This is a genomic window from Methylorubrum sp. SL192, from assembly GCF_026672325.1.
In the GTDB taxonomy this organism is placed as follows: domain Bacteria; phylum Pseudomonadota; class Alphaproteobacteria; order Rhizobiales; family Beijerinckiaceae; genus Methylobacterium; species Methylobacterium extorquens.
On record NZ_JAPPQV010000003.1, the window covers coordinates 2,448,165 to 2,470,547 of the forward strand.

At 69.2% G+C, this 22,383-nt stretch carries 22 protein-coding genes; 9 read left to right on the forward strand and 13 right to left on the reverse strand.

Annotated features, from left to right (window positions below; genetic code table 11):
* Window positions 1-38: 38 nt before the first annotated feature.
* On the forward strand, window positions 39-641 hold the full coding sequence (locus tag OVA30_RS12320) for an SCO family protein (protein WP_268175588.1): 603 nt from the start codon (window positions 39-41) through the stop codon (window positions 639-641).
* Here OVA30_RS12320 and OVA30_RS12325 read toward each other — a convergent pair.
* A complete protein-coding gene (locus OVA30_RS12325; RefSeq protein WP_268175589.1) occupies window positions 592-2,436 on the reverse strand; it encodes a glycosyltransferase family 2 protein in 1,845 nt (614 codons plus the stop codon). The two genes, OVA30_RS12320 and OVA30_RS12325, sit on opposite strands and share 50 nt — an antisense overlap.
* Before the next feature lie 120 nt (window positions 2,437-2,556).
* Here OVA30_RS12325 and OVA30_RS12330 point away from each other — a divergent pair, with 120 nt between their 5' ends.
* A complete protein-coding gene (locus tag OVA30_RS12330) occupies window positions 2,557-3,480 on the forward strand; it encodes a transporter substrate-binding domain-containing protein (RefSeq protein ID WP_268175590.1) in 924 nt (307 codons plus the stop codon).
* A gap of 101 nt (window positions 3,481-3,581) precedes the next feature.
* Window positions 3,582-3,788, forward strand: coding sequence for a hypothetical protein (locus tag OVA30_RS12335; protein ID WP_015823427.1), 207 nt, complete (start codon window positions 3,582-3,584; stop codon window positions 3,786-3,788).
* 23 nt (window positions 3,789-3,811) lie between these two features.
* On the opposite strand, the gene OVA30_RS12340 is transcribed toward OVA30_RS12335, so the two are convergent.
* The 4 genes from OVA30_RS12340 to OVA30_RS12355 all read right to left on the reverse strand — a co-directional run bounded on the left by OVA30_RS12340 (window position 3,812) and on the right by OVA30_RS12355 (window position 8,374).
* Window positions 3,812-4,222, reverse strand: coding sequence for a DUF4260 domain-containing protein (locus OVA30_RS12340; RefSeq protein WP_268175591.1), 411 nt, complete (start codon window positions 4,220-4,222; stop codon window positions 3,812-3,814).
* Between the two features lie 93 nt (window positions 4,223-4,315).
* Window positions 4,316-6,223: a cobaltochelatase subunit CobT gene (gene cobT / locus OVA30_RS12345; protein WP_268175592.1), complete on the reverse strand. Its 1,908-nt coding sequence runs from the start codon at window positions 6,221-6,223 to the stop codon at window positions 4,316-4,318.
* 120 nt (window positions 6,224-6,343) lie between these two features.
* Complete coding sequence (cobS, locus tag OVA30_RS12350) at window positions 6,344-7,327, reverse strand: cobaltochelatase subunit CobS (RefSeq protein WP_003600943.1); 984 nt, start codon at window positions 7,325-7,327, stop codon at window positions 6,344-6,346.
* A gap of 339 nt (window positions 7,328-7,666) precedes the next feature.
* The gene (locus OVA30_RS12355) at window positions 7,667-8,374 is read right to left on the reverse strand and encodes a J domain-containing protein (RefSeq protein WP_182568135.1); all 708 of its coding nucleotides are present in this window, start codon (window positions 8,372-8,374) and stop codon (window positions 7,667-7,669) included.
* 167 nt (window positions 8,375-8,541) lie between these two features.
* On the opposite strand from OVA30_RS12355, the gene OVA30_RS12360 reads away from it, so the two are divergent.
* Together OVA30_RS12360 and arfB are read left to right on the forward strand one after the other, a co-directional pair.
* Window positions 8,542-8,820 (forward strand): BolA family protein, encoded by a 279-nt coding sequence (locus OVA30_RS12360; protein WP_268175593.1) that lies wholly within the window; start codon window positions 8,542-8,544, stop codon window positions 8,818-8,820.
* Between the two features lie 31 nt (window positions 8,821-8,851).
* A complete protein-coding gene (gene arfB, locus OVA30_RS12365; RefSeq protein WP_012254510.1) occupies window positions 8,852-9,274 on the forward strand; it encodes an alternative ribosome rescue aminoacyl-tRNA hydrolase ArfB in 423 nt (140 codons plus the stop codon).
* Between the two features lie 13 nt (window positions 9,275-9,287).
* On the opposite strand, the gene OVA30_RS12370 is transcribed toward arfB, so the two are convergent.
* Window positions 9,288-10,046 (reverse strand): YoaK family protein, encoded by a 759-nt coding sequence (locus OVA30_RS12370; RefSeq protein WP_003603164.1) that lies wholly within the window; start codon window positions 10,044-10,046, stop codon window positions 9,288-9,290.
* Window positions 10,047-10,081: 35 nt separating this feature from the next.
* A complete protein-coding gene (locus OVA30_RS12375) occupies window positions 10,082-11,077 on the reverse strand; it encodes a methyltransferase domain-containing protein (RefSeq protein WP_268175594.1) in 996 nt (331 codons plus the stop codon).
* 45 nt (window positions 11,078-11,122) lie between these two features.
* On the opposite strand from OVA30_RS12375, the gene OVA30_RS12380 reads away from it, so the two are divergent.
* From OVA30_RS12380 to OVA30_RS12390, 3 genes are read left to right on the forward strand one after another with little or no spacing between them, the layout of a single operon-like run.
* The gene (locus OVA30_RS12380; RefSeq protein WP_268175595.1) at window positions 11,123-12,181 is read left to right on the forward strand and encodes a ligase-associated DNA damage response exonuclease; all 1,059 of its coding nucleotides are present in this window, start codon (window positions 11,123-11,125) and stop codon (window positions 12,179-12,181) included.
* Window positions 12,178-14,022 (forward strand): cisplatin damage response ATP-dependent DNA ligase, encoded by a 1,845-nt coding sequence (locus OVA30_RS12385; protein ID WP_268175596.1) that lies wholly within the window; start codon window positions 12,178-12,180, stop codon window positions 14,020-14,022. The genes OVA30_RS12380 and OVA30_RS12385 overlap by 4 nt, the downstream gene beginning before the upstream one ends.
* Entirely contained in the window at window positions 14,019-14,501 is a 483-nt protein-coding gene (locus OVA30_RS12390) for a secondary thiamine-phosphate synthase enzyme YjbQ (RefSeq protein WP_268175597.1), read from the forward strand. The genes OVA30_RS12385 and OVA30_RS12390 overlap by 4 nt, the downstream gene beginning before the upstream one ends.
* An 8-nt stretch (window positions 14,502-14,509) precedes the next feature.
* On the opposite strand, the gene OVA30_RS12395 is transcribed toward OVA30_RS12390, so the two are convergent.
* The 3 genes from OVA30_RS12395 to OVA30_RS12405 all read right to left on the reverse strand — a co-directional run bounded on the left by OVA30_RS12395 (window position 14,510) and on the right by OVA30_RS12405 (window position 17,547).
* Window positions 14,510-14,956 carry a DMT family transporter gene (locus OVA30_RS12395; protein ID WP_268175598.1) on the reverse strand — a complete coding sequence of 149 codons (447 nt, stop codon included), beginning with the start codon at window positions 14,954-14,956 and terminating at the stop codon, window positions 14,510-14,512.
* Window positions 14,957-15,078: 122 nt separating this feature from the next.
* Complete coding sequence (locus OVA30_RS12400; protein WP_003603154.1) at window positions 15,079-15,243, reverse strand: YqaE/Pmp3 family membrane protein; 165 nt, start codon at window positions 15,241-15,243, stop codon at window positions 15,079-15,081.
* A gap of 102 nt (window positions 15,244-15,345) precedes the next feature.
* Entirely contained in the window at window positions 15,346-17,547 is a 2,202-nt protein-coding gene (locus OVA30_RS12405) for an FAD-dependent oxidoreductase (RefSeq protein WP_268175599.1), read from the reverse strand.
* Between the two features lie 121 nt (window positions 17,548-17,668).
* Between OVA30_RS12405 and OVA30_RS12410 the strand changes: the two genes are divergently transcribed.
* On the forward strand, window positions 17,669-18,466 hold the full coding sequence (locus OVA30_RS12410; RefSeq protein WP_015823440.1) for an EAL domain-containing protein: 798 nt from the start codon (window positions 17,669-17,671) through the stop codon (window positions 18,464-18,466).
* A gap of 75 nt (window positions 18,467-18,541) precedes the next feature.
* Here the strand turns inward: OVA30_RS12410 and OVA30_RS12415 are convergent, their stop codons facing one another.
* The 3 genes from OVA30_RS12415 to OVA30_RS12425 form a co-directional block, all read right to left on the reverse strand.
* Window positions 18,542-19,039 (reverse strand): hypothetical protein, encoded by a 498-nt coding sequence (locus OVA30_RS12415; RefSeq protein WP_003603148.1) that lies wholly within the window; start codon window positions 19,037-19,039, stop codon window positions 18,542-18,544.
* Between the two features lie 127 nt (window positions 19,040-19,166).
* Complete coding sequence (locus OVA30_RS12420; RefSeq protein ID WP_003603146.1) at window positions 19,167-20,375, reverse strand: acetyl-CoA C-acetyltransferase; 1,209 nt, start codon at window positions 20,373-20,375, stop codon at window positions 19,167-19,169.
* Window positions 20,376-20,560: 185 nt separating this feature from the next.
* Complete coding sequence (locus OVA30_RS12425) at window positions 20,561-22,351, reverse strand: acyl-CoA dehydrogenase C-terminal domain-containing protein (RefSeq protein ID WP_268175601.1); 1,791 nt, start codon at window positions 22,349-22,351, stop codon at window positions 20,561-20,563.
* Between the last annotated feature and the right edge of the window lie 32 nt (window positions 22,352-22,383).

The window sequence follows — 22,383 nt, forward strand, 5'->3', positions numbered from 1 at the left end:
GTCGGGCCGCCGCCACAGACACGCCTTCGAGGGCTCCCATGCGTTCCCCCATGCGTCCGTCCCGCAGCGTTCTCTTGCCGCTTGCCGCCTTCGTGGCCGGCCTCGTGGTGATCTCCGTCGCGCTGGTGATGACGCTGGTGCCGCAGCATCCGCAGAGCGGCCCGAGCGGCATCGGCGGTCCCTTCACCCTGGTGAACCAGGACGGTGCGACGGTCAGCGAGCGCGATTTTGCCGGCAAGCCCTACCTGATGTTCTTCGGCTTCACCCATTGCCCCGATGTCTGCCCGACCACGCTCCAGCAGATCAGCGACGTGCTGGCGGCGCTCGGCCCCAAGGCGGATAGGCTGAAGGTCGCCTTCGTCAGCGTCGACCCTGAGCGCGACACGCCCGCTTCGTTGAAGACCTACCTGTCGAGCTTCGACCCGCGCATCGTCGGCCTCACCGGCAGCCCGGAACAGGTGGCGGCGACCGTCAAGACCTTCCGCGCCTACGCCAAGAAGGTGCCGGGTTCGAGCGGCGACTACACGATGGAGCACACCGCGCTCGTCTACCTGATGGACGCCCGCAACGGCTTCGTCGGCGCGGTCAACCTCAACCGGCCGGCAGCGGAGACGGCAGCGGAGCTGTCGAAGCGGATCTGATCGCCGCCGAGGGGCGCCGCGCGAGCGCTCCCGTGCGGGAGGTGCGAGCCAGCCCGTGCTCGGTCTTGTTCCAGCGGTGCGGGTGTCGCGCCAGTTCGAACACGGCGAGCCACGCCGCGAGACTGCCGAGAAGGAAGTAGACCGGCAGCAGCAGCACGAGCGGCACGAGATCGAACCACCCGCGCCGGAGGCAGCCGACGAGACCGGGCAGCCACATCGCCGCGAGCCCGCCGAGGACCACTGTCGTGGAGGCCGCCCGCTTGACGATGGCGAGGCTATCGCCGTCCTCGGCCGGGATGATCAGGTCGGCGAGGCCGCCGAGCAGCATGAAGGGATAGAACAGGGCCGAGACCACCGTGCCGGGCAGAAGCGCCAGAACGCACAGGCTCTCCGCCGCGCCGAGGCGGCGATAGAGGTCGAGCGGGCGCCGCCCGTGGGTGAAGCTCGTCTGCAGAAAGCCCTTCATCCAGCGGGTGCGCTGGCGCAGCCACTTGCGCGGATGGGCGAGCGCCTCCTCGAAGGTCGCGCTCGGCAGGTCGCCGACATGGTAGCCCGCGAGCGCCATGCGCAGGCCGAGATCGGCATCCTCGGTGACGTTCCAGGCATCCCATCCGTGGAGCTTGCGCAGGACGCGGGTGCGGAAATGCGTCGAGGTGCCGCCGAGCGGCGTCGGCATCCGCCACGCGGCCAGGGCCGGGCCGAGCACGTCGAACAGAGCCGCGTACTCGATGGCGAACAGGCGCGGCAGCCAGCCATCGCCGTGATTGTCGATCACGAGGCGACCCTGGAGGCAGGCGGTCGAGTCGGGTGCGCGGGCAAACAGCGTGGCGGCGAGGCGAAGCTGTTCGGGCGAGATCACATCCTCCGCGTCGTAGACCACGAGGTGCTCGCCGCGGGCGAGCGGCAGAGCCACGTTCAGCGCCCGCGGCTTGGTGCGCGGCATCCCCTCCGGCACAGTGACGATCTCGAAGCGGGCCGGGAGCGGTGTCGCGCGGAAAGCCGCAGCGGTCTCGCGGTCGTCGGCCTCGAGCAGGAACTTGATGTCGAGCTTGGCCGCCGGATAGTCGAGCCGGCGCAAGGCTCCCAGAAGTCGCGGCACCACCGGCGCCTCCCGGTAGAGGGCGACGAGAACCGTGTAGGTCGGGAGCGCGTCGTCCGTCAGCAGGACTGGTCGCGGCTCGGATGCATCCGCGCGCACGATCTCGGCCGCCCCGATCGCCGCCGCGGCGAGGCGGAAGGTCAGCAGCGCCAGCATCAAACCTTGCACCAGCAGCAGCAGGACGAAGCCCGCCGCCGTCGGAAGGCGCGCGAGCAGGACGACGAGGGCGAGCACACCGCCGGCCAAGGCAAGGTCGACCGCCAGCGGACCGGGCCGGCAGGACCATTCGGGACGAAGACGCCCCAGGGTCTCGGACGCGTCCTCGGCAATGGCGGCCCCGTACCGGGCGAACAGGGCTTGCCTCAGGGCCGTCGGAGTCGTGATGGCCGGAGGCTCCGCCAGCCGGTCCGCCGCCGCGATCAGTCGCGCCACCGCGGTTCCGCGCGGTGCCGCGACGAGGGTTTCGCCCCCCTCGCAGCCCGCAAGCGGCGCGGCGCCGGAGATGAGACAGCGCGCGTACGGAACGCCTTCGCCGATCGCAAGAGGCCCGACGAGAAATGGCGCTCCGAGCCGGCGGGCGAGCGCACGGTAGAACGCCTCCTCGGAGAGAAGCCCCTCGTTGAGGAGGGCCGTGGCGGCATCGGTGCCGCAGCGGCGGGCGATGATCGCGGCCCGGCTCAGCGTCTCGAGGGACACGCCCTCGGTGGCGAGGAAGCCGATTTCCGGCGGGAGCGGAGCGGCGCGGCTGCTCCGACGGCGGTCGAGGTCGGACAGGGCAACGGCTTCCCGCGGGCCCGAGCCGTGCTAGGGAGGGGCATGGGCCAGGACCTCTCCATGGACGTGCATTGCTTCACTCCGACAACCGAAGGGTCAATCCGCTACCACAGGATGCGGCGGATACTGGCGGCAACCTTTATCACTTTATTAACCAATGTTGCGCAGGCACAACAGCCGTCCGACCCGGCGGCCCCGTCGGTCAGCATTCCGAACTTCTGGAATCCCCGTGCTCGCGGCGAGCGGGTCGAGGCGCCTCAGACGGGGCGTGCGGTTCGGTTCATGACCGACGACGAGTTTCCGCCGCTGCATTTCGCAGGCCCCGACGGTGTGCCGACCGGCTTTGCCGTGGAACTCGCCCGCGCGGTCTGCGAGCGGCTGACGGTGACGTGCACCGTGCAGGCGCGCCGCTTCGACACGTTGCTCGATGCGCTGGCCGACAAGCAGGGTGACGTGGTGGCCGCCGCCGTGCCCCTGACGCCGGGCCTGCGCGCGCGGTTCCTGGCAACGCGGCCCTATTTCCGCTGGCCGGCCCGCTTCATCGCCCGCAAGGACCGCAGCCTGCCCGCCCCCTCGGCGACCGCACTCGCCGGGCGGAACGTCGGGATCGTCGAGGGCAGCGCCCACGAGGCCTATCTGAAGGCCTTCTTCCCCAACGCGACGCGAAAGACCTTCACCGACCTCTCGGCGGCCCAGAGCGCGCTCAAGCGCGGCGAGGTCGAGTACCTGTTCGCCGACGGCTTGAGCCTCGCGCTCTGGCTGAACGGCCAGGAGGCGGAGGGTTGCTGCACCTATTCCGGCGGCGATTATCTCGAGAATCGCTATTTCGGTGAAGGCATCGGCTTCGTCACCCGCACCGAGGACGCGGCCTTGGCCCGTGCCCTCGACGACGCGCTGCAGCGGGTATGGGACGACGGAAAATACGCCGAGCTGTATCTGCGATTTTTTCCGATCAGCCCGTTCTGATGCGATCCGGATCGTGGCACCTGTCGCGAAGCGGTGCCGTTCTCTAGTTTGAGATGCGAATCGAACGCGAACGCGAACGCAGGACCGAAGGGAGCGCGTGAATGCCGAAGCCGTACAGCACACCACCCGCGAAGGGGCGGCGGCATATCGGGAACGCACACCGTCTCTATCAGGGCAGCGAGTTGACTTCGGAGCGACGACAGCAGCTCGCGCTCAACCGGTTCACCTATAGCGGCGGCTTCGACGGCTTCGAAGGCCGGATGATCCTGAGCCGCATGGAAGCGGACGGCTCGGACCGCAAGAAATAACCGTCCGCGCGCCAGCGCTCGCGTTAGACGCGGCTGAGTTTCACGCTCGACTTCTCTCCCGCTCGTCCAAGCGAGCCGAGATGGGTGTCTTTGAAGCCGCCGACGTATTTCAGCCCGTACCCCACGGCGCGGTCGAGCCCGATATGCGCCAGCCAGACGAGAGCCAGCCCGGCCCCCATCGGACTTCCGAGGACCAGTGAGGCCGCCAGCAGCAGGAGCGGGACCGTGGTCGTGTGAGCCGCGTTGTAGCTCGCCGCGCCGATTCGGGGACCGGCCAGATACCCGATCATGCTGAGGTCGGGAAGAAGGATGAGGGCCGCCCACAGCCACCAGGATTGGCCCATCCAGGCATACCCGGCGAGGGCACAGACGAGCAGCGCCGCTCCCTCGATCCTGAGGAGCAGGCGCGGCACGCCACGCACATCACCCGACATCGGAAGATCCTCGCTGGAGGCAACGCTTCCACACGGTAGGACGACGAAGACCGCTTGCCAACCGGAGCTTTGCCGCTCCGCACAACCGCCGGTTCAGCGCCGCCCGGCCACCCGCTTCATCCCGCCGCCGCGCGACGCGCCCGTGTTCTCCTCGAACAGTTCGGCGAGCTTTTCCGTCATCGCGCCGCCGAGCTCCTCGGCGTCGATGATCGTCACGGCACGGCGGTAGTAGCGCGTCACGTCGTGGCCGATGCCGATGGCCAGAAGTTCGACCGGTGAGCGAGTCTCGATCTCCTCGATCATGTAGCGCAGGTGGCGCTCGAGGTAGTTGCCGGGATTGACCGAGAGCGTCGAGTCGTCGACCGGCGCCCCGTCGGAAATCACCATCAGGATGCGGCGCTGCTCCGGCCGCGCCAGCAGGCGCTTGTGGGCCCAATCCAGCGCCTCGCCGTCGATGTTCTCCTTCAGGAGCCCCTCGCGCATCATCAGCCCGAGGTTCTTGCGCGCACGGCGCCAGGGGGCGTCGGCGCTCTTGTAGATGATGTGGCGAAGGTCGTTGAGGCGGCCGGGGGCGGGCGGCTTGCCGCCGGCGAGCCACGCCTCGCGGGACTGGCCGCCCTTCCAGGCGCGGGTGGTGAAACCGAGAATCTCGACCTTCACGCCGCAGCGTTCCAGCGTGCGCGCGAGAATGTCGGCGCAGGTCGCGGCCACGGTGATCGGGCGCCCGCGCATCGAACCGGAATTGTCGAGCAGCAGCGTGACCACCGTGTCGCGGAAGTCGGTATCCTTCTCCTGCTTGAAGGAGAGCGGCTGGAACGGATCGGTGACGACGCGAACGAGGCGGGCCGGATCGAGCTGGCCCTCTTCGAGATCGAAATCCCAGGCGCGGCTCTGCTGCGCCAGCAGGCGGCGCTGGAGACGGTTGGCGAGGCGGCCGACGACGCCCTGTAGGTGGGCGAGCTGCTTGTCGAGATAGCTGCGCAGGCGCGCGAGTTCCTCGGCGTCGCACAGATCCTCGGCCTCGACGGTCTCGTCGAAGCGCGGGTTGTAGACCTTGTAGTCGGGGCCGGTGCGCTCGTTGCCGCGCTGGCTCGGCGGGCGCCAGGATTCGGAGGCCTCCTCCGACTCGGCGTCCTCAGCTTCCTCCGGCAGCTCGCCGGAGGGGGCGTCGGCGGATTCGGTGGCGCCCTCGTCGAGTTCGTCAGTGGCCTCATCGGTCACCTCGATCTCGGCGCGGTCGCCCTGGCTCTGCTCCTCGGCCTCGCCCTCGCTCGGCTGCTGCTCGTCGTCCTGCGCCTGGTTCTCGTCCTCGTCGCTCTCATCGTCCTGATCGAGGGGCGTCTCGTCGGCCATGTCGAGGGACGAGAGGAGATCGCGCACCGAGCGGGCGAAGTGGCGCTGGTTCTCGAGCGAGCCGAGCAATCCGTCGAGGTTCTTGCCGGCGCGCGCCTCGATATGCTCGCGCCACAGCTCGACGATCTGGGCGGCGGCGGGCGGCGGCTTCTGGCCGGTGAGGCGCTCGCGCACCATCAGCGCGACCGCATCCTCCATCGGCGCGTCGGCCCGGTCGGTGATGTTCTCGTACTTGCCGCCGCGGTGGTAGCGGTCCTCCAGCATCGCGGTGATGTTGGCGGCTACGCCTTCCAGGCGGCGCGAGCCGATCGCCTCGACGCGCGCCTGCTCGACCGCATCGTAGACCGCGCGGGCAGCCGCGTTGTCGGGGGCGAGGCGGCGGTGGACGCTGGTGTCATGGCAGCCGAGGCGCAGGGCCATGGAATCGGAATGCCCGCGCAGGATCGCCGCGTCCTCGGCGGTGATCCGCCGGGTCGGCTCCGGCAGGCGCGCCTTGTCGCCGATCAGCGCCGGCCGATCGCTGGCATAGGTGACCTCGATGTCGGGCCGCTTGGCGATGGCGCGCAGGCAGCCGGCCACCGAGCGCTTCAGCGGCTCGGCGCCGGGCTCCTTGCGGTCGCCGGTCTTGGGGCGGTTGGTCAGGGCCATATCTTCGCGGACGCCACCGGATCGAGTTCGGAGGCCCGGCCGGGGGATGGCCCCCGGTCACGGGGAGAGGGGCGCCGTCCCCGCCGCACGCCGGGCGCGGGCGGGGACGCCACCGTCAGGTCAGCTCAAGGCGACGTTGAGCGCGCTCTCGGGCAGTTCCTTGCCGAAGGCACGCTGGTAGAACTCGGCCACCAGGGGCCGTTCCAGCTCGTCGCACTTGTTGAGGAACGTCACCCGGAAGGCGAAGCCGATATCGCGGAAGATGTCGGCGTTCTCGGCCCAGGTGATAACCGTGCGCGGGCTCATGACGGTCGAGAGGTCGCCGTTCATGAACGCGTTGCGGGTCAGGTCGGCCACGCGCACCATCCGGCTCACGGTGTCGCGTCCGCCCTCGCTCTGGTAGTGCGGCGACTTCGAGAGCACGATGTCGACCTCGCGGTCGTGCGGCAGGTAGTTCAGCGTGGTCACGATCGACCAGCGGTCCATCTGGCCCTGGTTGATCTGCTGGGTGCCGTGATAGAGGCCGGACGTGTCGCCGAGGCCGACCGTGTTGGCGGTGGCGAACAGGCGGAAGCCCGGATGCGGGCGGATGACGCGCTTCTGGTCGAGCAGCGTCAGGCGGCCGGAGAGCTCCAGCACGCGCTGGATCACGAACATCACGTCGGGGCGGCCGGCATCGTACTCGTCGAAGACGAGCGCGACGTTGTTCTGCAGGGCCCAGGGCAGGATGCCGTCCTGGAAGGCCGTGACCTGCTTGCCGTCCTTCAGGACGATGGCGTCCTTGCCGACGAGGTCGATGCGCGAGACGTGGCTGTCGAGGTTGATCCGGATACAGGGCCAGTTCAGCCGTGCCGCGACCTGCTCGATATGCGTCGACTTGCCGGTGCCGTGATAGCCGGTGACCATCACGCGGCGGTTCCGCGCAAAACCCGCCAGGATCGACAGCGTCGTCTCCCGGTCGAAGATGTAGTCCGGATCGAGATCCGGCACGTGCTCCTCGGGTTCGGAATAGGCCGGCACCTTCAGGTCGAGGTCGATGCCGAACACCTCGCGGACGGAAACCTGGCGGTCGGGCAGGGAAGCGGGCGTTTCGTCAGACAGCATACGGAACCTCATCGGGGCGGCCGGGAGCGGGCGTGAACCCGCGCGACCGCGCTTTCAATCGTCACTCACCTGCCGGGCGGCCCACAGGGAAGCGGGCGGATGTCTTCCTTAATCGCCGCCCCTCGGCATCGCCAAGGGGGCTCAGCCAGAAAGAGGGCTCGGTGAAACGGAGGAGTCATCCGGGGAAGCCGGCTTCACATAGAAGCGGTATCCGAGAAATATAGGGCGCGCGCGGACATTTGCTGCCCCACCCGCCGCCGGGCGGACCGGCATTCGACGCATTGCCCGTTCGCGTCCCCGGCTTCGCACCCGATTGAGTGGCGGCCGGGGCGGCGCGGGTCAGCACAGCCCGGCGGCGCGCAGCACGTCGTGGGCGCGGATGATGTCGCGCAGGCGCTCCTCGAAGGAGCGGTCGCCGCCATTGGCGTCCGGGTGGAAGCGCTTCACCAGCGTCTTGTACTGCGCCTTGATCGCCGCGGTGTCGGCCGTCTCGTCGAGCCCCATCACGTCGAGCGCCTTGCGCACCGCCGCCGAGTGGCGGGGACGCTGCGGCTCCGGCTCGGCCTGACGCCGGCCCGCCGGCCCGCCGCCGACCCCGTTCGCCCGCAGGATTCCCAGCGGGTCGGCATAGGCCCAGTCGCGCTCGGCCTCAGGCTGGGTCCCCTTGGGTCCCTTGGCCTTCCCCTCGGCCGTGGCGGCCGCCGCGTTCATGCCCATCGACCATGTCGGCCGATGACCGATGATCGCATCCTTCTGATAGGCTTCGACCGCGGCATCGTTCATGCCGTCGAAGTAATTGTAGGAGGCGTTGTAGGCGCGCACGTGGTCGATGCAGAAGCGCCAGTACTGCCCCTCCTGCCTGCGGCCCTTGGGGGCGCGGTAGAGGCCGGGATGGGTGCAGCCTTCCGCCTCGCAGGACGCCTCGGCCGTGGCCGCACCGGCCTTTGCGCGCGCGCCAGCCTTCGCCCCCGCCTTCGCTCCCGGCTTGGGATCGTCACAGGTCGGCTTGATACGGATGCGGTCGAACAGCGGCGAGTTGAGATCCATGACGGGCCGATTATGAGGGGCGGACGCGCCGACGAAAAGGCCGTTGGGCCTGATGCCGCATGCATCGATCCGGGGTTGACGCTTTTGTGCCGGGACCGCGCCGGGCAAACGCCTCCGACACACGGCCGATGCACGGCCGTAGCGCTTCCGTTCGCAGCGAGGACATGATGACCGGGACCCTGAAGGACTGGATCGCCGAGCGCCTGGAGGCCGAGTTGGCACCGATCGCGCTCGCTGTGACCGACGAGTCGCACCTGCATGCCGGCCATTCCGGCGCCCGGCCGGAGGGCGAGACCCATTTCCGACTGGATGTCGTGTCGGCGGCCTTCGAAGGTAAGAGCCGGGTCGAACGCCACCGGATCGTCAACGGGCTTCTCGACGAGGCCTTCAAGCGCGGGCTGCACGCCCTGGCGGTACGTGCCCGAACGCCGGGCGAGGCCGGCTGAGGCCGAACGCTTTTAGGGAAGGGAACCCGCCGTGGCGCTCCAATGCACGCCGCAGATCGAGATCGACGAGGCCGAACTCGAGGAGGCCTTCGTGCGCGCCTCGGGCCCGGGCGGACAGAACGTCAACAAGCTGTCCACGGCGGTGCAGCTCCGCTTCGACGTGCGCCGCTCCCGCAGCCTGCCCGATGCGGTGGCGGTGCGGCTGATGCGGCTCGCCGGCCGGCGGCTGACGGGGGAGGGCGTGCTCGTCATCAACGCCCAGCGCTTCCGCACGCAGGAGCGCAACCGGGCCGATGCCCGCGAACGGCTCGCGGCGCTGGTGGCGGAAGCGGCGGTGCCGCCGACGCCGCGCCGCGCCACCCGGCCGACATTAGCCTCGAAGAAGCGGCGCCTCGACGAAAAGAGCCGCCGCAGCAGCGTCAAACGGCTGCGCGGCGGCCCTGGGGACGATTGACGGTCGCCGAGCGTCAGGTCGCAGCGGGAACGGTCGCCGTCGGCTTCGCTTCCGGATGCGCGTCGGGCTGCGGGGCAGCGAGGCCGGAGACGTAGGGCGTGTCCTTGAGCAGGACCGTCAGCACCAGCGAGACCACAGCCAGCAGCGCCGCGAGTCCGGCCGGGAACAGGAAGGCCCGCTCGCCGTACCAGCCATGCAGGAAGCCGCCGATCACGGCGCCCGTGCTGAGCGCGCCCCAGAGCGGCGCCTGCAGCCAGAAGGACGGGGCCGGCTTGTGCAGGATCAGGTTGGCGATGCCCGCACCGAAGCGCACCACCGTTCCCGTGACGTAGGTGATGGCGAGGCTGCGGCCCGCCTCGTCCTGAAGCGTCGCGTTCTGGATGCCGAGCGCCAGAACGATCGGGTAGGCGTGGAGCGGGAAGGCCGTGGTGCCGAACGGGACGAACAGGCCGATGGCGAACAGCACGGCCTGGATGATCAGCAGAACCGTGAGCCGGAACCGGCCGGACCAGGCCGCGATCAGCGTGCCGATGCAGGCGCCGAAGCAGAACAGCGCGATCACGCTGGCGAACCGGGTGGCGCCGTCCCAGTCGAAGCCGGCGACGGCCACGCCGAACCGCGTGGTGTTGCCGCTCATGAACGACATGAAGAGCTGGGAGAATTCGAGGAAGCCGATCGAGTCGGCGGCACCTGCGGTGCCCGCGAGCATCAGCGCGATTGGTACACGTGTCACTGGACTTGCCGGAAAGGCCTTGTTGGACTCGTCAGCCATCGGTTCCTCTGATGTTGCTCCGCAGCACAACGGTATTACGGCTGTCCGGTTGCGTCCATTGCACCGGCTCCGATCAAGTGTTTGTGTAGGATTAAGATCCGGCCGGGCACGTTAGACTTCCTTTGGCGCCGAATGGCTGCCGGGCGCATCTCGGCGATGACCAGTCGAGCCTGCTCGGCCGCCTCTCGCAGGTAGGTGTCGGCATGGGCGTAGCGCCCGTCGGCACCGAGCACGACGCCTGATTCCTCCGGTTGCGGCGATTGGACGGTGAAGGCGGCCAGCCCGCCGGGCCGCAGCACGCGGGCTATTCCCGAGAGGGCCGACGTCAAATCCCCCAGATAGATGAAGACGTCGGCAGCCACGATCAGGTCGGCGGAGGCCGCCGGCTCGGCCGCGAGGAACGTGACGAGGTCGGCTTCGACCAAGCGCTCGTAGAGCCCGGTGCGGCCGGCCAGCGCCAGCATGGCAGGGGAGAGGTCGCAACCGGCCAAACGCCCGACCCGGCCCGCGAGCGCCCGTCCCATCAGGCCGGTGCCGCAGCCGAGATCGAGCCCGTTCGGGAAGTGTTGCGGCGCACAAGACGGGTCCGGCCGCGGAAGCGCGTCGAGGGCCGCGACCATCAGTGCCGGCCCGCAATAGCCGAGTTCGTCCACGAGATGCCGTTCGAAGCGCGGGGCGTAGCCGTCGAACAGCGCGCGAACATAGGCCGGCGTGATCGCCGCGAGCGCATCGCCCCCGCCGAGCGCGGCGAGATGCAGGCGGCTGCCCAGCGCATCCTCCGGATCGAGATCGAGCGCCCGCCCGAAAGCCGCGAGCGCCGCTTGCCGGTCGGCCGCGTCGCGGCTGTGCCCGAACACGGTCTCGCGGGCGCGCCCGAGCAGAAACCAAGCGGGTGCGTAGCCGGGCGCGCGTTCCAGCGCCTGCTCCGCCATTTCCGCCGCCCCGGCGGGGTCGTCCTCACTGAGGCAGGCCTCGGCATAGGCGTAGCGGCGGTCGGCGAGGAGATCGCCGGAGGAGCGCTGTCGGGACATCGTGCGTTTGCGGCCTTGGGAAACCTCCGCCCTATATCCCGGCCGATGTCGCAACGCGCCTCCGATCTCCTCACCCTGACCCGCGAGGGCCTCTATTGTCCGCTCGGGCGCTTCCACGTCGATCCGACGCAGCCGGTCGAGCGGGCGCTGATCACCCACGGCCATGCCGACCACGCCCGCGCCGGCCACGGCACGGTGCTGGCCACGCCCGAGACCCTGCGGATCATGGCCGTGCGCTACGGCGAGGATTTCTGCACGACCCGCCAGGAGGCGCGGCTGGCTGAACGAATGCGGATCGGCGACGTCACTGTGTTCTTCGCCCCCGCCGGCCACGTGCTCGGATCGGCGCAGATCGCGATCGAGCGCGACGGCAAACGCATCGTCGTTTCCGGCGACTACAAGCGCGCGCCCGATCCGACCTGCCTGCCGTTCGAAGTGGTGCCCTGCGACGTGTTCATCACCGAGGCCACCTTCGGCCTGCCGGTCTTCCGCCATCCCGATACGCGAGGCGAGGTGCGCAAGTTGATCGACTCGGTGACGCTGTTTCCCGAGCGCGCCCACATCGTCGGCGCCTACGCGCTCGGCAAGGCGCAGCGGGTGATGGCGCTGCTGCGTGAGGAGGGCTGGGACCGGCCGATCCATCTGCACGGGGCGATGGAGAAGCTGACCGAGCTCTACAAGCGGGAAGGCGTGCCGCTCGGCGAGACGCCGAAGGTGGTGGCCGCCGACCGGAAGTCCCTGCACGGCGCCATCGTGCTCTGCCCGCCCTCCTCGATTCAGGACGTATGGTCGCGAAAATTCCCCGATCCGGTCACCGCCTTCGCCTCGGGCTGGATGCGGGTGCGCGCCCGCGCCCGGCAGAAGGGCGTCGAGCTGCCGCTCGTCATTTCCGACCATTCCGACTGGCCGGACCTGTGCCGGACGATCCTCGACACGGGCGCCGAGGAGGTCTGGGTGACGCATGGCCAGGAGGACGCGCTGGTGCATTGGTGCGGCACGCGCGGCATCCGCGCCAAGCCGCTGCACCTCTTAGGGTATGGCGACGACGGCGAGGCCGAGCCCGATCCGGGACACGACCCGCGGATGGAGGAGGCCTCGGCGTGAACGACTTCGCCCACCTCCTCGACCGCCTCGCCTACGAGCCGCGCCGCAACGCCAAGCTGCGCCTGCTCCAGGATTTCTTCGCCGGCACCCCCGACCCGGAGCGCGGCTGGGCACTCGCCGCCATGACCGGCGGCCTCACCTTCCGCGAGGCCAAGCCGGCGCTGATCCGCGGGCTGGTGGAAGAGCGGGTCGATCCGGTGCTGTTTTCGCTCTCGCACAACTATGTCGGCGATCTCGCCGAGACGACGGCGCTGATCTGGCCGGGGCCGGAGGAGAACCCCTCTCCCCGCATGCGGGGAGAGGGTGCCTTGAAGGATGAGGCTCTTTCGGAATCGCCCCCTCACCGTCGCCTGCCGGCTCGCTCTGCCGACGACGAGGTCGGCAGAGCCCTCTCCCCGCAAGCGGGGAGAGGGGATCCCCCCGGTCCGGGCCACAACAACCCGCCGCCCTCCGTCCCCACCCTCGCCGAGGTCGTCGAAACGCTCGCCACCACCCCGAAGCGCGAACTGCCCCAGCATCTCGCCCACTGGCTCGACGCTCTCGACGAGACCGGGCGCTGGGCGCTCCTCAAGCTCGTCACCGGCAACCTGCGCGTCGGCGTCTCGGCCCGTCTGGCCAAGACGGCGGTCGGCGCGCTCGGCGGCCACGAGGCGGATGCGGTCGAGGAAGTCTGGCACGGGCTGAAACCGCCCTATACCGAGCTGTTCGCCTGGGTGGAGGGACGGGGCGAGCGGCCGGAGAGCCGCAATCCGGCTCCGTTCCGGCCGCCGATGCTCTCGCACCCGGTGGAAGAGTTCGAAGACCTCGACAAGCTCGAACCGGAGGCGTTCTCGGCGGAGTGGAAATGGGACGGCATCCGCGTCCAGCTCGCGGGCGGGCGCGACGGCCAGGGCCGGCAGGTCCAAAAGGTCTACTCGCGCACCGGCGAGGACATTTCCGACGCGTTCCCCGACCTCGCCGAGGCGATTACCTTCGACGGCGCGATCGACGGCGAATTGCTGATCCTGCGCGAGGGGCGGGTCCAGAGCTTCAACGTGCTCCAGCAGCGGCTCAACCGGAAGGCGGTGACGGGCAAGCTCCTGGAGGAGTTCCCGGCCCATGTCCGCGCCTACGACGTGCTGGCGGCCGAGGGCGAGGACCTACGCCCGCTGCCTTTCGCCGAGCGCCGTCCCCGGTTGGAGGCCCTGGTGCGGCGGCTCGACCATGCCCGCATCGACCTCTCGCCGCTCGTCCCCTTCGCTACCTGGGACGAGGTGGCCGCCGCCCGCGCCGACCCGGCCTCGGCGGGGGCCGGCGCGGATGCCGACGCCATCGAGGGCGTAATGCTCAAGCGGCTCAACAGCCCCTACCTGCCGGGCCGCCCCAAGGGTCCGTGGTGGAAGTGGAAGCGCGAGCCCTACGTGGTCGATGCGGTGATGATGTACGCCCAGCGCGGCCACGGGAAGCGCTCGTCCTTCTACTCGGACTACACCTTCGGCTGCTGGCGCGAGGGCGCGGAAGGCGAGGAACTGGTGCCGGTCGGCAAGGCCTATCACGGCTTCACCGATGCCGAGTTGCAGAAGCTCGACCGCTACGTCCGCAACCACACCACCAAGCGCTTCGGCCCGGTGCGCGAGGTCGCCTATGGCCGCGAGGCCGGGCTGGTGCTGGAGATCGCCTTCGAGGGCGTGCAGCGCTCGACCCGGCATAAATCGGGCGTGGCGATGCGCTTCCCCCGCGTCAGCCGCATCCGCTGGGACAAGCCGGCCGCGGAGGCCGACCGGGTCGATGTGCTGGAACGGATTCTGGCGCGCGGCGAGCGCGAGGTCGCGCCGGGCGCGGCGATGGAGGCATCGGAATGAGGCAGGCGGGCAGAAGTGCCGGAAAGATCGGGCCGCTCGAAGGGTTTTCGACGGCCGACGTCACCCGGCAGGCGAGTGCGCGGGTGACGGTCGCGACGCCCGGCCCAGGCTTTACCGACATCACCGAGGCCGTTGCGGATTTCGTCGCGGAGAGCGGCCTCCGCTCCGGCTTCGTCAGCGTGTTCTGCCGGCATACCTCGGCCTCGCTGACAATCCAGGAGAACGCCGATCCGGATGTGCGCGTCGATCTGATGACCGCACTCGACGGCTTCGCGCCGCGCCACGGGCAGTACGTCCACGGCATGGAGGGGCCGGACGACATGCCCGCCCATATCCGCACGATGCTCACCGATTCGGGTCTCACCATCCCCGTGCGCGACGGTCGCCTCGCGCTGGGCACGTGGCAGGGGATCTACCTGATCGAGCACCGCGACCGGGCGCATCGGCGCGAGATCGCGCTGCACGCCGTTGGCGCCTGAAGCCGCTTTTAGCGCCGGATCAGAATCACGCCGCCAACGAGCAGGGCGACGCCGATCAGGCGCGGACCGTCGAGGGGGCGCTGGGCGAGGCCCATCCAGCCGAAATGGTCGAACGTGACCGAGGCGAGCATCTGCCCGGCGACGAGGAGCGCGATGAAGGCCGCGGCCCCAAGCTGCGGCACGAGAACGATGGCCAGCCCGATGAAGAGCGCGCCGAACAGGCCGCCGCTCCAGGCCCACCACGGCACCCGCGCCGCCACGCCGGCTGCGGGCAGGGGATCGCGCAGAGCCAGGGCGAGCAGCGCCATGCAGGCGAGGCCGGCGGCGTAGCTCGCAAAACCGGCCCAGGCCGCGGAGCCGAGATCCGCGCGCAGGCGGGCATTCAGCACCTGCTGGACGACGATGCTGACGCCTGCTGCGATGGCGAAGAGGGAGGGGAGCAGGAGACGAAGCATCGGCCCTCAGCCTCCGGCAATCCTTCGATCGACCGGCTCGGATATCCGGGTCGCTCAAGCGACCCGGCTCATGGGATCGTCCGGGAGCCGAGCAGAGTGCTCAGCTCCGCTTGATCAGCGGATTAACGGTCGCTCAGCAGCAGGTAGAGCGCGTGGATCGAGCCCGGTAGATAGAACAGCAGGCAAAGCAGGATGTTGAAGAGGAATTGAATCCCGAATCCATGCGTCATCAGCACCGAGATCGGCGGCAGGAAGAACGCGATCAGGATCTTGATGAGGGTCGACAACGGGAAACTCCAGTTCACTCAGTGCGGTCGGGCGGTGAACGAAAGCGGAGCTTTTCGGTTCCGCATGGCTGGCCCTCCCACTCAGGGAGGGCCAGCCGATCGTTACGCCGCCTGCTTCAGCGCGTCGTAGAAGCGCGCCCCGGACTCGGCCATCGCTAGGAGGTTGTCCGGCGGGGTGAAGCGGGCGCCGTGCCGGGCCTCCAGCTGCCGGGCCAGCGCTACGAAGGCCTTCGCGCCCATGAAGTCGATGTAGGAGAGCGCGCCGCCGGTGAAGGGGGCGAAGCCGAAGCCGAGGATCGAGCCGACATCCGCCTCGCGCGGATCGGTCACCACGCCCTCCTGCATCGTGCGGGCGGCCTCCAGCGCCTGCACCACGAGGAAACGGTGCTTCAGCTCGTCGATGTCGATGCCTTCCGGGTCGAGCCGGTTCGGCTGGATCTCGGCGAGCCCCGGCCAGAGCGTCTTCTGGCCGCCCTCGGGGTAGTCGTAGAAGCCGCGCTTGTTCTTGCGCCCGAGCCGGCCATGCGTCTCGACCATCGCGACGAGGAGCCGCTTCTGGTCCGGATCGACGGCGCCCTCGCCGAGCTGCGCCTCGGTCGCCCGCATGATCTTGAGGCCGAGATCAAGCGCCACCTCGTCGTTGAGCGAGAGCGGGCCGACCGGCATGCCGGCCATCCGCGCCACGTTCTCGATCATCGCCGGGGGCACGCCCTCGGTGAGCATCTTGTGGCCCTCATGGATGTAGGCGAGCACGCAGCGGTTGGCGAAGAAGCCGCGGGCATCGTTGACGACGATGCCGGTCTTCTTGATCGCGCGCACGTAGTCGAGAGCGGTGGCGACCGCGCGGTCGCCGGTCTGGTTGCCGCGGATGATCTCCACGAGCAGCATCTTCTCCACCGGCGAGAAGAAGTGGATGCCGACGAACTGCTCGGGCCGCTTCGAGGTCTGGGCGAGGCCGGAGATCGGCAGGGTCGAGGTGTTGGAGGCGAAGATCGCGTGCGCGGGCAGCGCCGCCTCGACCTTGGCGATCACCTCGGCCTTGACCTTCGGGTCCTCGAACACCGCCTCGATCACGAGGTCGCAATCGGACAGGGCGCCGTAATCGGGCGTGGCGGTGATGCGGGCGAGCAGGGCGTCGCGGTCGGCGGTCTTGGCCTTGCCGCGGTTGATCTGGCCGGTGATGAGCTTGTGGCAATGCGCCTTGCCGGCCTCGGCCGCCTCCTGATCGCGGTCGATCAGCACGACCTGCATCCCGGCCTGCGCCGTGACGTAGGCGATACCCGCGCCCATGAAGCCGGCGCCGATGACGCCGACCTTGCCGACCTTGATCGCCTCGACGTCCTTCGGGCGGCGGGCGCCCTTGTTGATCTCCCCCATGGAGATGAACAGGGTGCGGATCATCGCCTGCGCTTCCTTGGTGCGCAGGATATGGGCGAAGTAGCGGCTCTCGACCCGGAGGCCGAGATCCATCGGCAGCTGCAGGCCCTCGTAGACCGAGGCCAGGATCGCCTTGGCGGCGGGATAATTGTCGTGGGTCTCGCGGCGGTAGATCGCGTTGGCCGGCGGCCAGATCATCATGCCGGCGGGCGAGTAGACCTTTCCGGACGGCGCCTTGAACTTCGGCACGTCCCAGGGTGCCACCGCCGAGCCGCCCTCGCGGATCCAGGCCTTGGCCCGCTCGACGATCTCCGCGGCCGGGGCGACGGCGTGGGCCAGCCCCATGTTCTTGGCCATGAGCGCGCGGATCTGCTCGCCCTTAAACAGCATCTGCAGCGCGTCGCCGGTCTGCATCAAACGGGACACGCGCTGCGTGCCGCCGCCGCCGGGGAACAGGCCGACCTTGATCTCGGGCAGGCCGACGCGGGTCTTATCGTCGTCGGCGAGCACCCGGTGGTGGCAGGCCAGCGCCAGCTCGAAGGCGCCGCCGAGGCACAGGCCGTGCACCGCCGCCGCGAACGGCTTGCCGCAGGTTTCGAGCTTGCGGAACACGAGGCTGAGGCGCCGCGATTCCTCGAAGAAGTGGCGCATGGCCACCTCCTCGCCCTCACTCGCCTTCAGCCGCTCGTACTCGACCCCGAGGCCCTGAAGCATGGTGAGGTCGGCGCCGCCGGAGAAGTTGTTCTTCCCCGAGACGATGACGCAGCCCTTGATGGCCTCGTCGGCGACGACCGCGTCGACGATCCGCTCCAGCTCCGCCATCACCTCCATGGTGATGACGTTCATCGAACGGCCCGGCATGTCCCAGGTCGCGAGCGCGATGCCGTCGGCATCGGTCTCGAAGCGGAAATTCTCGGTTGCGGTCATCGCGGAGCCTCGAAGGAAAAGAGCCTGGCCGTATCGGATTCTTAAGGGGAGGGGGCCGTCATGGGGGATGCAACGGGTGCGCGACTGGACCCGGCTCTCCACACCAGCCCCCAGACGGATCATGAAGACGGACGCCACACCGCGAACCGCCTGCCGAGCCTGCCGCGACGGTGCGGATCTCGACTTTTCCTTCACCATGGCCTTCCAGCCCATCGTCGACGTCGCCAACGCGCGCGTCTGGGGCTACGAGGCGCTGGTGCGCGGACCGGACGGCCAGTCGGCCGGCTCGATCCTGTCGCGGGTCACCGACGAGACGCTCTACCGCTTCGATCAGGCGGCGCGGGTCAAGGCGATCGAACTGGCCGGCCGCCTGTTCCCGCCCGGCGGCGACACCAAGCTGTCGATCAACTTCATGCCGAACGCCGTGTACGAGCCGGCGGCCTGCATTCGCGCCTCGCTGGAGGCCGCCCGCCGCGTCGGCTTCGACAACGGGCGTCTCAACTTCGAATTTACCGAGAACGAGCGCTTCCACGACATCGCCCATGTCCAGCGCATCGTCACGGAGTACCGGCGGCAGGGCTTCTTCACGGCGCTCGACGATTTCGGCGCGGGCTATGCGGGTCTCGGCCTGCTGGCCAATTTCCGCCCGGACCTGATCAAGATCGACATGGATCTCGTGCGCGGCATCGATGCGGATGCCGGGCGCCGCACCATCGTCGCCGGCATCAACCAGATTGCGCGGGCGCTCGGCGTCGCGGTGATCGCCGAGGGCATCGAGACCGCGGCCGAGGCCGAGGCGCTGCACGGCCTCGGCATCGACCTGCTGCAGGGCTACCACTTCGCCCGTCCGGCGCTGGAAGCCTTGCCGCCGGTGGCGGGTTTCGCGGCCGACGGCGCACCGGTGAAGCGCGTCGCCTGACGCCCTTCGCCCGAAGCTGCCCGTCGCACCGCTCATCCCTGCCTCGCCCGCTGACTTAGCTGTTTACTTGCTCGCTTACTTGGCGGGCGTCGGCATGCCGCCGGGCAGGCCGCCCGGGGCGCCGCCGGTCTGGTCGCTGGCGGCCGCCAGCGTCAGCATGTTCAGCAGCCGGGTCACCACCGCCTGCGAGAGCAGGTTCACCTCCGACTTCGGGTCGGCGTTGACGGCCTGGAACTTCTGGTAGGTCTTGTCCTCGTAGATCTTGTCGAGCTGGTTCAGCTCGTCGAGGCTGAACTTGTCGGCATACTGCTTGGACAGGCCTTCGAGCAGCTCCTTGCGCTGCTTGTCGAACTCGGCCTTGGCCTCTTTGCGCACCTTCTCGGCCTTGTCCTCGGGCATGGTCGAGACGGTCTTCTCGAGCGCGCCGCCGAAGCCGGTATCGAGGTTCTTCAGAACCGTCTTCTCGGTCAGCTTGGTGGCGACGGCGAGCTTGTCCGCGTTGTCGTCGGCCCGCGCGGCGAGCGGCAGGGCCAGCACGAGGGCGAGGCACAGGGCGGCTTTTGTCGACTTCATCGTGGCGTTTCTCCCATGGGTGTTCTGGGGCCGCACCCGATCGAAAAAGGGCGCGGCGTGGGAGGCCCTTAGCAGCGTTTGCGCGGCGATGGCAGGGCAGGGCGGCGGCGTGACGCCGCCCTGCCGATCACACCCGCTCGATGATCGTGGCGGTGCCCATGCCGGCACCGATGCACAGGGTGACGAGCGCCCGCTCCTTACCGGTGCGCTCCAACTCGTCGAGCACGGTGCCGAGGATCATCGCGCCCGTGGCACCCAGCGGATGACCCATAGCAATGGCGCCGCCGTTGACGTTCACCTTCGCCGGGTCGAGGTCGAAGGCCTGATGGAAGCGCAGGACCACCGAGGCGAAGGCCTCGTTGATCTCGAACAGGTCGATGTCGGACAGGCTCATGCCGGCCCGCGCCAACACCTTCTTCGTGACGTCGACCGGGCCGGTCAGCATCAGCGCCGGATCGGAGCCGATATTGGCGAACGCCCGGATGCGGGCGCGGGGCCGCAGGCCCGCGGCGTCACCGGCCTCGCGCGAGCCGATCAGCACCGCCGCCGCGCCATCCACGATGCCCGACGAGTTGCCGGCATGGTGGACGTGATGGACCGCCTCGACATCCGGGTGGGCATCGACGGCCACGGCGTCGAAGCCGCCCATCTGGCCCATCTGCACGAAGGACGGTTTCAGGCTCGCCAGCGACTGCATGTCGGTCGTCGGCCGCATATGCTCGTCGCGGTCGAGCAGGGTGATGCCGTTGATGTCCCGCACCGGCACGACGGAGTTCTTGAACAGTCCCTCGCCCCAGGATTGGGCCGAGCGCTTCTGCGACTCGACGGCGTAGGCGTCGCAATCGTCGCGGCTGAACCCGTACTTGGTGGCGATAAGATCGGCCGAGACGCCCTGCGGCATGAAGTAGGATTTGACCGCGATCGCCGGATCGACCGGCCAGGCGCCGCCCGATGCGCCGAGGCCGACGCGGCTCATCGATTCGACGCCGCCGCCGACGGTGAGGTCGTGCTGGCCGGCCATGACCTGCGCCGCGGCGAAGTTGATGGCGTCGAGGCCCGAGGCGCAGAAGCGGTTGATCTGCACGCCGGGCACGTGGGTGCCGTAATCGGCCACGAGCGCGGCGGCGCGGGCGATGTCGCCGCCGGCCTCGCCGACCGGATCGACGCAGCCGAGCACCACGTCGTCCACCTGCCGGGTGTCGAGGCCGTTGCGGTCCTTGAGCGCGCGCAACGCCGTCTCGGCGAGGCGCAACGCCGTCACCTCGTGCAGCGAACCGTCCGGCTTGCCGCGGCCGCGGGGGGTGCGGACGTGATCGTAGATGTAGGCCTCGGGCATATGCGCTTCCTCGTGTCCTTCATCGCTGCCGCGGCTCCCCTCTCCCTCGGCGGGAGTGGGTGCCCGCGTGGGCGGGCGGGTGAGGGGCCGGCTTCCGGTCTTGCCTGGATCTTGCCGGATGCGGCGCTTCCCCTCGCCCCACCCTCCGCCGCCGAGACGGGGGAGGGCTCAGGTCTCGCGCGTGCTTAGAACGCCTCGGCGGGCAGCGCCATGGTCGTCTCGGCGCCGGCCTTGATCCGGGCGAGGCGAAGGCTCGTCTCCGGCAGCATCCGCTCCATGAAGAAACGGCCGAGCACGAGCTTGGCATCCATCCGCTCGACGTCGGCGCCCTCGGCTTTCTTCGCGAGCGCCGCCACCGCGATCTTGGCCCACATGTAGCCCAGCACGACCTGCCCCAGCAGGTGCATCAGGTCGGTGGCGGCGGCGCCCGCGTTGTCGGGCTTCGAGAAGGCGTTCTGCATCAGCCACATCACCGCGGCCTGGAGATCGTTCAGCGCCGGCTGGAGCGGCGCCACGAAGGGCTTCATCCCCTCGTCCTCGCCGTGGTCCTTGATGAAGGTCTGCACCTCGGTGAGGAAGGCCATCATCGCCCGGCCGCCATCCTTGGGCAGCTTGCGGCCGATCAGATCCATCGCCTGGATGCCGTTGGCGCCCTCGTAGATCATGGCGATGCGGGCATCGCGCACGAACTGCGACATGCCCCATTCCTCGACATAGCCGTGGCCGCCGAACATCTGCTGCGCCTCGACTGCGTTGGCAAAGCCCCGGTCGGTCAGCACGCCCTTCACCACCGGCGTCATCAGGCCGAGCATGTCCTCGGCCGCCTGCCGCTCGGCCGCATCCTGCGAGCGGTGGGCGATGTCGGAATTGAGGGCGGTCCAGAGCATGAGCGCGCGCGCGGCCTCGTTGAAGGCGCGGATCTGCATCAGCGTGCGGCGCACGTCCGGGTGGACGATGATCGGGTCGGCGACCTTGTCCGGCGCCTTCGCGCCGGTGAGCGAGCGGCCCTGGAGACGCTCCTGCGCGTAGGCGACCGCGTTCTGGTAGGCGGCCTCGGACTGGCCGAGCCCCTGGACGCCGACGGCAAGGCGAGCCTCGTTCATCATCACGAACATCGCGGCCAGACCGCGGTTCTCCTGGCCGACGAGCCAACCCTTCGCACCGTCGTAGTTCATCACGCAGGTGGAGTTGGCGTGAATGCCCATCTTGTGCTCGATCGAGCCACAGGACACCGCGTTGCGCTCGCCCACGGAGCCATCCGCGTTCACGAGGAACTTCGGCACCACGAACAGCGAGATGCCCTTGGTGCCCGACGGCGCGCCCTCGATGCGGGCGATGACGAGGTGGACGATGTTCTCCGACAGGTCGTGCTCACCCGCCGAGATGAAGATCTTGGTGCCGGTGAGGCTGTAGGAGCCGTCGCCGTTGGGAACCGCCTTGGTCTTCAGCAGGCCCAGATCCGTGCCGCAATGCGGCTCGGTGAGGTTCATGGTGCCGGTCCAGGCGCCCTCGACCATCTTGGGCAGGTAGGTCGCCTTCTGCTCGGGCGAGCCGTGGACGAGCAACGCGGCGATCGCCCCCTGCGTCAGGCCGGGATACATGCTGAGGGCAAGGTTGGCGCCGGAGACGAATTCCTGCATCGCCGTGTTGAGCACGTGCGGCAGGCCCTGGCCGCCGAATTCCTCGGGGATCGACAGGCCCATCCAGCCGCCGGCGGCGTAGGCGTCGTAGGCCGCCTTGAAGCCCTTCGGCGTCACGACGCTGCCATCCTCCCGGCGGGTGCAACCCTCCCGGTCGCCGGACAGGTTCAGCGGCGCGAACACTTCCCCCGCGAGCCTGCCGCCCTCGCTCAGTACCGCCTGGGCCAGATCGGAGGAGGCGTCGGCGAAGCCGGGGAGATTGTCGTAGCGGTGGATCGCGAGAACGTCGTTGAGGAGGAACAGGGTGTCCTCGACCGGGGCCCGGTAGCTCGGCATCGCGTCAGCCTCCCGCATCTTTTTGAGGTGGT